Origin of the sequence: Vibrio sp. bablab_jr001, from assembly GCF_016464285.1 — a bacterium.
Classification (GTDB): Bacteria; Pseudomonadota; Gammaproteobacteria; order Enterobacterales; family Vibrionaceae; genus Vibrio; species Vibrio fluvialis.
This window is the reverse complement of record NZ_JACDWZ010000092.1, coordinates 75,224-88,965: the sequence shown is the minus strand read 5'-3', so window position 1 is coordinate 88,965 and position 13,742 is coordinate 75,224. Positions and strand designations below refer to the sequence as shown.

At 52.2% G+C, this 13,742-nt stretch carries 13 protein-coding genes; 6 read left to right on the top strand and 7 right to left on the bottom strand.

Annotation, left to right across the window (positions count from 1 at the left end):
- Positions 1-16 precede the first annotated feature (16 nt).
- From JIG40_RS14110 to gabT, 6 genes are read left to right on the top strand one after another with little or no spacing between them, the layout of a single operon-like run.
- Positions 17-1,504, top strand: coding sequence for an aldehyde dehydrogenase (locus tag JIG40_RS14110; RefSeq protein WP_199465537.1), 1,488 nt, complete (start codon positions 17-19; stop codon positions 1,502-1,504).
- A gap of 12 nt (positions 1,505-1,516) precedes the next feature.
- Positions 1,517-2,794, top strand: coding sequence for an FAD-binding oxidoreductase (locus JIG40_RS14105; protein ID WP_199465536.1), 1,278 nt, complete (start codon positions 1,517-1,519; stop codon positions 2,792-2,794).
- Between the two features lie 28 nt (positions 2,795-2,822).
- Positions 2,823-3,692, top strand: coding sequence for an N-carbamoylputrescine amidase (gene aguB / locus JIG40_RS14100; RefSeq protein WP_024374605.1), 870 nt, complete (start codon positions 2,823-2,825; stop codon positions 3,690-3,692).
- A gap of 14 nt (positions 3,693-3,706) precedes the next feature.
- Complete coding sequence (gene aguA, locus JIG40_RS14095; RefSeq protein ID WP_199465535.1) at positions 3,707-4,795, top strand: agmatine deiminase; 1,089 nt, start codon at positions 3,707-3,709, stop codon at positions 4,793-4,795.
- Positions 4,796-4,816: 21 nt separating this feature from the next.
- Complete coding sequence (locus JIG40_RS14090) at positions 4,817-6,250, top strand: NAD-dependent succinate-semialdehyde dehydrogenase (protein ID WP_172570850.1); 1,434 nt, start codon at positions 4,817-4,819, stop codon at positions 6,248-6,250.
- 11 nt (positions 6,251-6,261) lie between these two features.
- The gene (gene gabT, locus JIG40_RS14085) at positions 6,262-7,533 is read left to right on the top strand and encodes a 4-aminobutyrate--2-oxoglutarate transaminase (RefSeq protein ID WP_199465534.1); all 1,272 of its coding nucleotides are present in this window, start codon (positions 6,262-6,264) and stop codon (positions 7,531-7,533) included.
- Between the two features lie 159 nt (positions 7,534-7,692).
- Here gabT and JIG40_RS14080 read toward each other — a convergent pair whose 3' ends face one another.
- The 7 genes from JIG40_RS14080 to JIG40_RS14050 all read right to left on the bottom strand — a co-directional run bounded on the left by JIG40_RS14080 (position 7,693) and on the right by JIG40_RS14050 (position 13,549).
- Positions 7,693-8,796, bottom strand: a complete 1,104-nt coding sequence (locus JIG40_RS14080; RefSeq protein ID WP_020327632.1) for a phosphoribosylaminoimidazolesuccinocarboxamide synthase — start codon at positions 8,794-8,796, stop codon at positions 7,693-7,695.
- A 263-nt stretch (positions 8,797-9,059) separates the two neighbouring features.
- Complete coding sequence (locus tag JIG40_RS14075; protein ID WP_100268316.1) at positions 9,060-9,455, bottom strand: hypothetical protein; 396 nt, start codon at positions 9,453-9,455, stop codon at positions 9,060-9,062.
- A gap of 380 nt (positions 9,456-9,835) precedes the next feature.
- Complete coding sequence (locus JIG40_RS14070) at positions 9,836-10,021, bottom strand: hypothetical protein (protein ID WP_020327630.1); 186 nt, start codon at positions 10,019-10,021, stop codon at positions 9,836-9,838.
- A 166-nt stretch (positions 10,022-10,187) separates the two neighbouring features.
- Positions 10,188-11,201 (bottom strand): J domain-containing protein, encoded by a 1,014-nt coding sequence (locus JIG40_RS14065; RefSeq protein WP_100268317.1) that lies wholly within the window; start codon positions 11,199-11,201, stop codon positions 10,188-10,190.
- A 96-nt stretch (positions 11,202-11,297) separates the two neighbouring features.
- Positions 11,298-11,966: an OmpA family protein gene (locus tag JIG40_RS14060; protein ID WP_180953965.1), complete on the bottom strand. Its 669-nt coding sequence runs from the start codon at positions 11,964-11,966 to the stop codon at positions 11,298-11,300.
- Between the two features lie 105 nt (positions 11,967-12,071).
- The gene (locus JIG40_RS14055; protein WP_032080123.1) at positions 12,072-12,755 is read right to left on the bottom strand and encodes a DUF2786 domain-containing protein; all 684 of its coding nucleotides are present in this window, start codon (positions 12,753-12,755) and stop codon (positions 12,072-12,074) included.
- 113 nt (positions 12,756-12,868) lie between these two features.
- Positions 12,869-13,549 (bottom strand): DUF3334 family protein, encoded by a 681-nt coding sequence (locus JIG40_RS14050; RefSeq protein ID WP_020327627.1) that lies wholly within the window; start codon positions 13,547-13,549, stop codon positions 12,869-12,871.
- Between the last annotated feature and the right edge of the window lie 193 nt (positions 13,550-13,742).

Here is a 13,742-nt window from a genome sequence, read left to right as displayed (position 1 = left end):
TTGTTAAGGAAGCGTGATGAGAACTCAACAGCAATGGATGGATTTGCGGCAGCAACACAATATTGAAGGACGAGCCTTCATCAATGGTCAATATCAGGATTCACTCAGCGGCGAGACGTTTGAAGTCATCAACCCCGCCACTGAAGAAGTCATCGCTTATGTGGCGCGATGCAGTGATCAGGATGCAATAGCCGCAGTTGAGTATGCAAAGGGCGCTTTCCGAAGCGGAGAATGGGCCGGTCAGTCACCGGCAGCGAGAAAACAGGTTCTGCTCAAACTGGCGGATCTGATTGAACAGGAGAAAGAGACTCTGGCTCTGCTGGAGACCTTAGATACAGGAAAACCCATCAGTCACAGCTATCAGACTGACATTCCCGGCGCGGCTGCCTGCCTCCGTTGGTATGCGGAGGCCATCGACAAGATCTACGGCGAGGTCGCGACCACCGAACACAATGTTCACGCCTACATTACTCATCAGGCGGTCGGCGTAGTGGCCGCCATTGTTCCCTGGAACTTCCCGTTGTGGCTGGCATGCTGGAAAATTGGTCCGGCATTGGCCGCAGGCAACAGCCTGATCCTCAAACCGTCAGAGAAATCGCCCCTCACCGCTATCTTCCTTGGTCAACTGGCGCAACAAGCCGGGCTGCCCAATGGAGTTTTTCAAGTTCTGCCTGGCTTTGGCCACGAAGTGGGCGATGCGCTGGCGCGTCATCATGACGTCGATTGTATTGCGTTCACCGGTTCCACTCGTGTCGCTCGCCAACTGATGATCTGCTCTGGCGAGTCCAATATGAAGCGCGTATGGGCGGAAGCGGGCGGCAAGAACGCCAACATCGTGTTCGCTGACTATAAAAACTTAGATAAAGCAGCGCAAGAAACGGCGGCCGGCTGCTTCTACAACCAAGGCGAAGTCTGTGTCGCGGCGACCCGCTTGCTGGTGCACGAGAGCATCAAAGAAGAGTTTGTGCGTAAGGTGATTGCCGCGAGCGAAGCCTTCACTCCGAAAGATCCACTCGACCCAAGCAGCAGCATGGGCGCGCTGATTGACCAAGAGCACAAGAACAAAGTGCTGAGCTACATTCGTCAGGGCGTGGAAGAGGGCGCAACCCAATTATGCGGCGGCAGCGTGCAATGCAAAGGTGCGTTTGTGTCACCGGTCATTCTCGATAACGTCACCAACGACATGACCGTGGCGCAGGAAGAGATTTTTGGCCCGGTATTGTGTGTGATCCCATTCTCGACCGAAGAAGAAGCGATTCAGATTGCCAATGACTCCCCATACGGATTGGGCGCGGCATTGTGGACCTCCGATCTCGACCGCGCTCACCGTGTGGCGCGCAAACTGGAAGCGGGCTCGGTGTGGATCAACAACTACAACGAAGGCGACATGACAGTGCCTTTCGGTGGGTTCAAACAGAGTGGCAACGGGCGCGACAAATCGCTGCACGCATTGGAAAAATTTACGGAAGTGAAGACGACCTGGCTACGTCTGGGCTCGTACTAAAAGGAGTTAGCTGTGATTAATCATACCAGTTCATATTACGCCGCAACGGCGAATTACCATCGTGATTTCCCTGTGCTTGAAGGCGACATGGAGTGCGATATCTGTATTGTTGGCGCTGGATTCAGTGGCCTTTCTTCAGCACTGCATCTCGCGCAGAAAGGTTTCAAAGTCGTGGTGCTGGAAAGTGCCAAAGTGGGCTTTGGCGCAACCGGCCGCAACGGCGGCCAAATTGTGAACAGCTACAGTCGTGACGTGGAAGTGATCGAAAAACGTTACTCACCGGATGTAGCGCAATCACTGTGTAACATGATTTTTGAAGGCGGCGATATCATTCGCGGCCTGATCAAAGATCACAACATCGATTGTGATTACCGTCAGGGCGGACTGTTTACCTCGGTCAACAAGAAGCAGCAAGCCGGGCTCGCTGCGCACAAACATCACTGGGAACGCTACGGCAACCACGATCTGACGCTGCTGGACAAACAAGAGCTGCAAACCATGATCGGCACCGACGCCTACGAAGGCGGCTTGCTAGACATGCGTGGCGGTCACATTCATCCGCTGAAACTGGCGCTGGGCGAAGCCGAAGTGATTTTGTCTCTTGGTGGGCAGATCTTTGAACAGTCGGCAGTCACGCGCATCGAAAAAGGGACGAACCCTATCGCGCACACGGCAAACGGATCAGTCAAAGCCAAATATCTGGTGTTGGCCGGCAACGCGTATCTTGGCGGTTTGGCTCCCAATATCAGCAACAAGGCGATTCCGTGCGGCACTCAGATTGTGACTACCGAAGTGCTGAGCGACGAGTTGGCGAACGAGCTGCTGCCACAGCGTTACTGCGTCGAAGATTGCAACTATCTGTTGGACTATTTCCGCCTGACGGCTGACAACCGCATGTTGTTTGGTGGCGGTGTGGTGTATGGCGCGCGCGATCCAAGCGATATCGAAAAACTGATTCGCCCGAAGATGGAAACCGTGTTTCCACAGCTCAAAGGCAAGAAAATCGACTTTGCCTGGACGGGTAACTTCCTGCTGACTTATTCGCGTATGCCGCAGTTTGGCGCGTTTGCCGATAACATCTATTACCTGCAAGGCTACAGCGGCCATGGCGTGACGTGCACGCATCTGGCGGGCAAATTGCTGGCAGAAGCACTGACCGGACACGCTGAGCGTTTCGATGCCTTTGCATCGCTCAAACATTACGCCTTCCCGGGCGGACGCCACTTCCAGGTGCCGTTCACTGCGCTCGGCGCTGCTTACTACAACCTTCGCGATAAATTAGCTATCTAACCAGCCTGCGGGTAAAAGGAAAAATCCAATGTCTAGAAACGTAACGTTTGCTTCCGTTCAGTTGGCGATCTCCTGGAATATGGAAGAGAACCTGAACAAAATCCGTCTGGCGGTGGCTGAAGCCGCGTCACATGGCGCGAATGTGGTAGTCCTGCAGGAGCTGATTGCCGCGCCGTATTTCTGCAAAAAGCAGGAAGCGAAATATTTCTCGCTGGCCGAGGAAACTGACCAGTGCCGCCTGATTAAAGAGATGAGCCTGCTGGCGAAAGAGTTCAACGTGGTGATTCCGGTGTCTTACTTTGAAAAAGCGGGCAACAGCTTTTTCAACTCACTGGTGATGGTGGATGCGGACGGCACGGTGCTGGACAACTACCGCAAATCGCACATTCCGGATGGGCCGGGCTACAGCGAAAAATTCTACTTCAGCCCCGGCGATACCGGCTTCAAAGTGTGGGATACCCGTTTTGGTCGCTTTGGTGTCGGCATCTGTTGGGATCAATGGTTTCCCGAGTTGGCGCGCAGCCTGGCACTCGCGGGCGCGGAAGCCATTTTTTACCCCACTGCCATCGGCTCGGAGCCACAAGATCCCACGCTGGATTCACGCGACCATTGGCAGCGCACCATGCAAGGCCACTCGGCGGCGAATTTGGTGCCAGTGATTGCGTCTAACCGCACTGGCGTTGAAACCGATGATGGCATCGAAACCACCTTCTACGGCTCGTCATTTATCACCGACCACACCGGCAAGAAACTGGCGGAAGCGGAGCGCAATGAAGAGACCATCCTCTACGCCACCATCGACCTTGAGCAAACTGCTCAGGCGCGTCATAGCTGGGGCTTGTTCCGCGACCGTCGTCCGGACCTTTACGGCGCGATTCAGTCGCTGACCGGAAAATAACGCGGAGGTCGGATATGGAACTTACCGGCACACCTAAAGAGAACGGATTTTACTTCCCGGCCGAATTTGCGCCGCAGGAGCAAGTTTGGATGGCGTGGCCGTTTCGCCCGGACAACTGGCGCGACAACGGCGAGCATGCGCAGCGCGCTTTTGCAGATGTCGCGACAGCGATCAGCCGCAAAGCCAAAGTCACCGTCGCGGTCATCGCGGATTATCTTGAGGCGGCGCGTGCGTTGCTACCTGAACCGATTTCGGTGGTGGAAATGGCATACAACGATGCCTGGATGCGCGATATCGGCCCGACGATGGTGGTGAACTCCGACGGCGAACGTCGTGGTATCAGCTGGCAGTTCAACGCCTGGGGCGGTGAATACAATGGTTTGTATTCGCACTGGAGCGAGGACGACCAAGTGGCGAGACAGATCTGCAATCAGCTGAACGTCGATCACTACCAAGCGCCGTTTGTGCTGGAAGGCGGCGCGATTCACACCGATGGCGAAGGTACGCTGTATACCACGGAAGAATGTTTGCTGTCTCCGGGGCGCAACCCGCACCTCAGCCGTGAAGAGATTGAATTGCAACTGGCGCAATATCTTGGCATTCGCAAAGTGATTTGGCTGCCTCGCGGTCTGTTTAACGACGAAACTGACGGCCACGTCGACAACCTGATGCACGTGATTGCGCCGGGTGAAGTAGTGCTCAGTTGGTGCGACGATGCATCAGATCCGCAGTATGCGATTTCGCGCCAAGCGTACGATGTGCTCAAGCGTGAAACCGACGCACAGGGCCGGCGCATTGTGGTGCACAAGCTGCCGATTCCCGGGCCGCTCTATCTTGATGAACATGAAGCTGTGGGCATTGCGGCTTCACAGGGGATGAAGCGCGCGGCGGGTGAACGACTCGGCGGCTCATACGCGAATTTTCTGATGTGTAACCAGAGCATTTTTCTGCCGCTGCTGGATGACACGATGGATAGCAAAGCGATCGCGGTGCTGCAAACGGCGCTGCCCGGTTACGAGATCATTGGCGTCGCCACGCGAGAAATCCTGCTTGGTGGCGGCAACATACACTGTATTACCCAGCAGATTCCCGCCGCTCGTTAATACGTCACTCAGGTAAACAAAATGGAACAGATAAAAAATAAAGCGCTGCTGGCGTTCCTTGGTGAACCCTGCGGCATGGAGTTGGCCGTCTCAAATCCGGCGACCGGCGACGTTTTAGGCTACCTTCCGACTCAAAGTGAAGGCGAAATTCTGGATGCGATTGAACGTGCACATTTGGCACAAAAATCGTGGCAAACGCGCACCGCGAAAGAGCGCGGTGCCATTCTTGAGCGTTGGTATGACTTGATCATGGCCAATCAGGATGATCTCGGTCGCCTGATGACGCTGGAGCAGGGTAAACCTCTGGCGGAAGCCAAGGGTGAAGTGGCGTACGGCGCCAGTTTCATTCAGTGGTTTGCCGAAGAGGGCAAGCGTACGTATGGCGAGTCCATCCCTGCGCCAGCCAGTGACAAGCGCATCGTCACCATCAAACAGCCGATCGGTGTGGCTTGTGCAATCACGCCTTGGAACTTTCCGATTGCGATGATCACACGCAAAGCGGCGCCAGCACTGGCGGCCGGCTGCGCGTTCATCTGCAAACCGGCCAACCAGACGCCGCTGTCGGCCTATGCGGTTGCAGAGCTGGCGTATCAGGCGGGTATACCGCGCGATGTGTTGCAGCTGGTGGTCAATGAATCGTCGTCCATGATTGGTGAGCTGTTTACCGCCAGCCCGCTGATTCGCAAGTTGTCATTTACCGGTTCAACTCAGGTTGGGCGTCTGCTGATGGCGCAGTGCGCGGGCAGTGTGAAACGCATGTCGATGGAACTTGGCGGCAACGCGCCATTCATCGTGTTTGACGATGCGGACATTGAACTGGCGGTCAAAGGCGCGATGGCATCAAAGTTTCGTAATGCCGGGCAGACCTGCGTATGCGCGAACCGTTTCTACGTGCATGACTCCGTCTACGACACGTTCGTCAATCGTTTCAAACAAGAAGTGGAAAAACTCGTCGTGGGCAATGGCTTGGATGACGGCGTGACGGTCGGTCCAGTCATTGAGCAAAAGGCCAAAGAGAACATTCTGGCGCTGATCGAAACTGCGGTTGAGCAGGGCGCGACTCAATTGACGGGCAAAGCGTCGCTGGATGGTCTGTTTATTCAGCCGTGCATTCTGACTGATGTTCGCCACGATATGGACATCGTGCAGGAAGAGATCTTCGGCCCGGTTGCGCCGGTGATTCGTTTCCACAGCGACGCTGAATTGATTGAGATGGCCAACGACACCATTTACGGCTTGGCGGCGTACTTCTACAGCCAGAACATTGCTCGCATTTGGCAGGTCGCAGAAGCTCTTGAATACGGCATGGTCGGCATCAACGACGGCATGATTTCAACTGAAGTCGCCCCATTTGGTGGCGTCAAACAATCCGGCATCGGCCGGGAAGGTGCCAAACAAGGCATCGACGAATACCTGGACATCAAATACCTCTGCTTTGGCGGACTCAAAGGATAAGGAACATAGCGATGAATAACTCTCAATGGCAGGAAAGAAAGCAGCAGGTGATCGCCAATGGTATGGCGAACCTGAGTCCGATTTACGTGGAAAAAGCGAACAACGCGCAGCTGTGGGACATCGAAGGCAATCGTTACATCGATTTCGCTGCGGGGATTGCGGTCAACAACACGGGTCATTCGCACCCGCGCATTGTGGCCGCCGTGACCGCGCAATTGCAGCGTTTCTCCCACACCTGTTCGATGGTGACGCCGTATGCGTCATTCATCGAGCTGGCTGAAGCGTTGACGCGCCGCGCGCCGGGTCCTTCGGAGAAGAAAGCGATCTTTCTGACCACCGGCGCTGAAGCGGTAGAAAACGCCGTGAAAATCGCGCGTGCTCACACTGGTCGACCGGGCGTGATTGCGTTTAAAGGCGGCTTCCACGGCCGCACCAACATGACCATGGGACTGACGGGCAAAGTGGCGCCCTACAAGAGCAGCTTTGGTCCGTTCCCGGGCGAAATCTTCCACGTGCCGTACCCGAATGACGTACACGGCATTTCTATTGAGCAAAGTTTACAGGCGCTGGATGATCTGTTCGCGTGTGATATCGAGCCCTCACGTGTGGCCGCGATCATCTTTGAACCTGTGCAGGGAGAGGGCGGCTTCTACGCCGCTCCCCCAGCGTTTGCTCATGCACTGCGCGAGCTGTGTAATCGTCACGGCATCATGCTGATCGCCGACGAAATTCAGACGGGTTTTGCTCGTACCGGCAAACTGTTTGCCACCGAATATCTGGGTATTGAACCGGATCTGATGACCATGGCCAAAGGCATTGCGGGCGGATTCCCGATCTCAGCCGTGGTGGGGAAAGCACAAGTGATGGATTCGGCGGCCCCGGGTGGTTTGGGCGGCACGTATGCGGGTTCTCCGCTGGGCTGTGTGGCGGGTCTGGAAGTGCTCAAGATCATCGAAGAAGAGCGTTTGTGTGAAAAAGCGCTGGATATCGGTGAAGTGATGACAACTGAACTGAAATCGTGGCAGCAACGCTGGCCACAAATCGGGGATGTGCGCAATTTGGGCGCAATGATCGCGATGGAGTTTATTGACCCGAACGATGGCAAACCGATGGCCGAACTGACGAAATCGTTGGTGGCTGCGGCGCGCGATCAGGGAGTTGTCCTGCTTTCGTGCGGCGTGAAAGGTAACGTGATTCGCTTCCTGCCACCACTGACGATTGAGGCGGACGTACTGCGTGAAGGCCTAGACAAAGTGAAGCAAGCGCTGAGCACGCTAATCTAACTGATGCTGATCTCATTGAGGCAGATCGAAGGTATGGCTTGTCGATAAAAGCGAGTGCGATGGGTGGTTTTCAATCGCGCTTGCTTCAAATCGACACAAACAAAAACGGTCCGGCTGAATCAGCGGGACCGTTTTTCTATTTCATGCGGGATGAAACACTTAATCGATCAAACCGTACTCTTTTGCCAGTACGTCGATGATTTCCTGTTTTGGATTCGTGCTCAGCTCAATCTTATGGCCGACGATTTTCTCGGCAATACCAAGGTAAGTGCGCGAGATATCCATCAGTGATTCCAGAGGCAGCGCGTTGTCACGTGCGAGTGCTTCACGCTCAGGCATGCGCTCTTTGTTGAGCAGAATGTCTGGATCCGGGAAGTAGTTCAGCAGGAACTGACGGAACCCTTCTTTTGAGTTTTCGACAATCTTACCCGCTTGGTATTCCTGCTCGTCCCAAATGCGCGACGAGTCTGGCGTACCCACTTCATCCATATAGATGAGTTTTTCAACGCCATTGGCATCGGTCACGTAGCCAAATTCAAACTTGGTGTCGACAAAAATCTGACCAATCGCTTTCAGTGCATCGCTGATTACGCCAAAGCCTTCTTTCAGCAGTTTTTCGTACAGAGCGATGTCCGACGCTTTGCTGAAATTGAATGCCGCAAAGTTATCTTCAATGTTCTGACGTGTGATGTTGACGTCGTCCGCTTCCGGCACGCCTGGAATGCCTTTCAGAATACCTTTGGTCGATGGCGTCATCAGTAGTTCTGGCAGCGCTTTATCTTTCTCCAGACCTTCTGGCAGCTCAATACCACAGAATTCACGTTCGCCTTTTGAGTACGCACGCCACATAGAACCGGTAATGTACTTGCGGCAAATCGCTTCAATCTTGATTGGTTTGGCTTTTTGTACGATCCACACAAACGGGTGAGGGATGTCCAGAATATGGCTGTCGGCCAGACCATTTTCTTGAAATAGTTTAAACCAGTGGTTTGAAATCGCGTTCAGTGCCGCACCTTTACCCGGAACCCCTTTGACGCCGCCTTCGGCGTGCCAGATACAGTCAAAAGCAGAAATTCGGTCACTGATCACCATGATGGCCAACGGCGCATCTTCGGCCACGTTGTAGCCTTTTTCTTTGATCAGGCGACGGCTGTCTTCTTCAGTCAGCCAGTATACCGAGCGGACTTTTCCGCTGTGAACAGGTTGGTTAGTGCGGATTGGGAGGTCGTCATTGACGGCAAGAACTTGGTCAGCAAGGCTCATTTAGACATTCCTATCTTATTTCAAACGTCGTTGAGAGAAGATATCCGTAGCGTAAAAACGGGATGAGATATCAAATACTGAGCGCATCATACCAGAACTATTTTCTGTCGCCAGAGAAAAAGCAAACGTTTGCCTAAATAACTCAGCACACTGTCTGGCCAGAGGTGTGTACAGCGACAAAGGTTCCTAGACGTGTGAATGACGAAGAGAAATAGAAAAGCCCCTCAGCCGGAACTGAGGGGAAAAGACAGTGAAAATAAAGATTAATGGAAAGCGGTTTGCATGCTGCTCAGAAAGAACACTTCGCAGTGATGTTCCGTAGCCAATTGAGTCAGTAGCTTCTGGCTGACGATGTCGATTTCACTGGAGGCCACAATCGCGCTGGCATTGCCGGACTGAATCGCTTTCATCACGATTTCGATTTCAGATTGAGACTGAGAAGGCTTCATATGAATAATTTTTCTGCACTGTACGTGATGAGCGGCAAGCTCATCGTATTGAGGACGCGGGCACTGAGCAGTGTAAAGAATCCACTGTTGCTGCTGCGATAAATTAGCCAGGCGAGACATCATGCCGGTGTTAGCACCTTGTGTGGTGTAACGAGTGGTGTTGTAAGTGTGGTTTACAAAACGTGTGGTATTGAAATCTGCGTGAAGCATAATACTGTCCTTTCATACATGCTGTATGTGTATACAGTATTATTAAATGCGGTACTGATCAAGTAGTAATTTGCTTATGGATTGCACGAATTGCGGCTCGATTAAGTGGGAATTTAGGTTATCTGTATGATATTTATCATTATTTTTAAAATTAGATCTGATTGTTTTTTGTTCTGTTAGTGTGGTGTTTTGTGATCAAAGCGGTAGTTTACTACTGGATGCATACCTGTATAGCCAGTAAAACGACGCTATTGCGCAGGAATGGCGTTGCTATCAGCTTACCAAGCAGAGGGATGTCGGAATGCCGCGGAAAGGGAAAAGTGCAGAATAACGGAGATCAAAAAAGCGCCGTCCTGGCGCTTTTTCATCGGATTAAGGTCTTAGTGCGGCTGCTGGGCCTGTCGCTCTCGGAACGCTTGTTCGGCAATATTAAATTGTCGTACATCCATACGAGCAAACTCATTGCAGTTTGCACAAGAGTGATGTGATTTTCCGTCGATATATTCGTGTTTGGTCAGCAGTCTTGGTTGTTTACACCAATCGCAAATGCCTTCGATTGTGAACATGTTTTCTCCCCACCTGGATCAGGTGCTCAATTCGCGGCGGATTATCGCATATCCGCCGAGGGGAAGTTAAGTATTTGTTATGTTGTTTGAGATGGTAATCGATTGCGCTATAAGGGCTGGGAGCTATTGATGACTGGCGTTATAAGTCGGAATTAAGAATTTGTAACTATTTATTAACGTAACTGATAATAATCTTTAATGCGCCGTTCAAACGCTTCATTTCTTCTTCACTGCCCTTCATGTCGGGGTGGTAAATTTTTGATAATTGTTTGTATCGTATTTTGACGTTGCGCTCATCGGGCAGTTGGCTAGGGTGGAAGCCAAACATGGCACAGGCGAGGGCGAGTTTATGATCCTGGTTCTGCGTTGCCTGCGTCGATTGCAGCTTTTTCAACTCACGATAGAGTTTATCCAGTTGTCGCTTCTGCTGCTTAACCACACCCGACTGCTCGTTGAGTTGAGTCGTCAGCTTTTCCTGCTCCTGGGTTGACTGCTGCCGCCTTGCTTGCTTGACGTAACGGTATACCGACAGCAGGGCAACGATAACCAGCACAAACAGAATAATGAACAGGTAATCGCTCATCAGACTCTCGGTCTGGTTCTGGGTGTGGCTGGTGGTGGTCGCGGTGGGCTCTTGTGAAGTTGCCGACTGGTCAATGGTGGATTCCAGTTGCTCGATGGAGGAAACCTGGCGAGCGCGCTGCTGGTTGAATTTCTGTTCCAGCAATTGGGTATAGAGCTGCTCTGCTTTGGGGTTGCTGCCAGCAACGGTGTGATACCAAATCTCGGCCATCGTTTGCGGCGCGGGAGAGCGATTGAGCGACTCATACAATTGGCCAATTTGGATTGCCGCATCCTGATTACCCGTGGCAAACGCTTTGGTCAGCCAGAGCAGCGCTTTGTCGATATCTTTTTCTGTGCCACTGCCGCTGAGGTAAGTGTTGGCGAGCTGAATCATGGCGGCGGGGTGCCCGGACTCCGCGGCTTGCTGGAACCAATAAAACGCATCGTCCTGACTTACCGGTGTGTTTTGACCGCTTTGGTAGTCAATCGCGAGTTGATATTGCGCGTTGCGATCGCCCTGATTCGCTTGCGCGATCAGCTCCGACAAATCGGCATGCGCACTCAGCGACAGCATGACACTGGCGATAATCATCAAACCTCGGACAACTCGCTTCATTCTTTTTATCGGTCCCTATAAAAAAGCCCGGCACAGGGCCAGGCTTTAAGTCATTGAAGTTCAGACACATCCCATAAAGGTGGCCGGGGCATTAAATCATTTTAGCGGTAGAATTTGAATCTCTACGCGGCGGTTACATGAACGGCCTTCCGCTGTACTGTTTGAACACAGTGGGTAACGTTCACCATTGCCACGAGCAACAGCACGGCCAGCGGCGACACCTTGTGAAAGCAGGAACGAACGAACGGATTCAGCGCGACGCTCTGACAAAATCTGGTTGGTGGTGTCGCTACCGGTACTGTCCGTATGACCGTCGATCACCAGACTGGTATCCGGGTATTCCACCAGAATTTTTGCTACGCCACGCAAAGTGTTGTGAATAGAAGAGTCAAGCTGATAAGAGTTGGTCTGGAAACCGATGCCGTTTTGCATACGCAGCAGCAGTTGGTTTTCACCGACACGTTGTACCTGAACGCCTGAGTTCAGCAATTCTTGGCGTAGTGCGGCTTCTTGCTGGTCGAAGTAGTAACCAATGCCGCCGCCGACAGCGGCGCCACCTGCGGCACCAATCAGCGCACGTTGACGTCGCTCTTTGGCATCATCGCCGCTGGCAAGGCCCACCGCCGCTCCCGCTAGGGCACCAATCAGAGCGCCTTTGGTTGCTGAGTTCGTTTCCGTTTCGCCCGTCGTGGCATTTTGGCGTTGTGTGGCAGCACAACCAGAAAGTGCGATCAACACTGCTAGAGCCAGGGTTATTTTTTTCAAAACATCATCTCCGTGAGTCATTATTTTTTACGCTCGCAATAAACGAGAAAAGCGTGTTCACGTCAATCCAAGCTTAGACGATTTTACCTAGGTTTGACGCAAGATTTACTTTAACAACTTCGGAGCTTGTCCGCCGTCGATCGGACGGTTGACCGAGATTCGACGCCCCTTTTTCAGCCCGACTTCATAATCGGCCGTCAGGTTCTTCATCGCTTCGCGCAATTGCTGCTTAAAGGTTTCACGGTCGATATTTTTAAATTCTTTATCGATGTAGCTGTTGATCTTGTTCGCGGAATCTTCATCTGGTGTGATGACAGGCAGTTTTTCCAATGCGCCTTCGACCCAACCAGAGAGAAAGGAGTTTACGCGACGCTGAACTTCCAGATTTGACGTGCCACTACCAGCAAAGCTGTTGCGGAACTGGCCCGTTTGTTCGTTCATTTCGCGGTAAACGATGTCGAATGCAAACGCCGCAAAGATAGCGCGATCCGCTTCGCCGATAAATTCAACGCGTTTGAGGCCTTTGTGATTAAGCAGCACTGCTTCAACACCAAATTTGGTGTTGATACCGCGAATGACACGTAAAATGGCCGAAGAGATCGAAGCCGGCAGCAGGTGCGTCGACTGAGTCTTCCCCATTTTGATGAACTCAATGTCATCTTTATCCAGACCATACTTGAGCATTAGGCGATGGGCCATTTTGATGGCGTTCGCGGCTTCGTTCACGTTGGCTGAATTGCCCAATTCCAGGCATTTTGCGATTTTTTTGAGGGCTTTTTGTTTATCCATCGACATGCAAAAAACGTTTCTACGGCATTAAGAAAAGTCCGCCATTTTAACGTTTCTGTCATGGAAATTAAAGCGAGGGCGCCAATCTCGTGAAAGATTGACGCCCTGAGAGATTATAGACCGAGCTCGTCTAGCAGGTCAGAAGGGTCGATGTCGTTGTTTTTGGTAGACTCTTTGTTCGACGCCATTTTCTGTTGGGTCGCTTCAAGAATCGAATCCGGGCTTTCATCTTCTTGGACTTCAAACTCTTCCAACTGGATGAACTCCGTTTTGTCCATCGCCAGCTCAAGGTAGAAGATGTTGTTGTTTGCTGTGGAGAAAGTCACGCGGCGCGCTTGCGGGCGATCGAGGTTGGTATCGACCGACAGAATCACCTGTTTGTTCAACGACAGCATTTTCGGTTGGTTCTGAGTGATGTTGGTTTGCAGCTCTTTGCGCACCTTATTGGTGAAGTCACCAACCAGCTGGTTCATCAGTTCGCCCAACACGTCGCCCACTTCGTCCGAGGTGTGCAGCACCGCCAGTTCGTCCTCTGGCATGCCCATGTTGCGCATGTAATTGGTATACACTTCCAGCGCCGCTTTGGCGGTAAAGTTGATGACCACCAGACCGGTAAAGCCACCGTCAAACAGAACGAAGCAGCCGAAATCAGGTTTCAATGAGGTTTTGTTGATCTTCTGTACCATCGCAGAATAGGAGATGTTAGAACCTGTGGCTGAAGTCAGAACGGTTGAAACCGATTGGCAAAGTTTCAACAAAATATCTTCAGTGGTGACGATTTTGTTTTTTTTCATGTGTTTGTCCGTAAATGCTGATAAGACGAAAGCGGAATAAGAAGAATATACCCTTCATCAACCAAGTGGCAGCCCAAATCGTAAAACCATTCAATAAATCTGACTTTTCGAATTCGACTAAAATGACCACCTAAACGTTTGCGTCACGGTTTTGTGTCGCATTTTTGTACCAAATGACCCCGGTTTGGTGCTT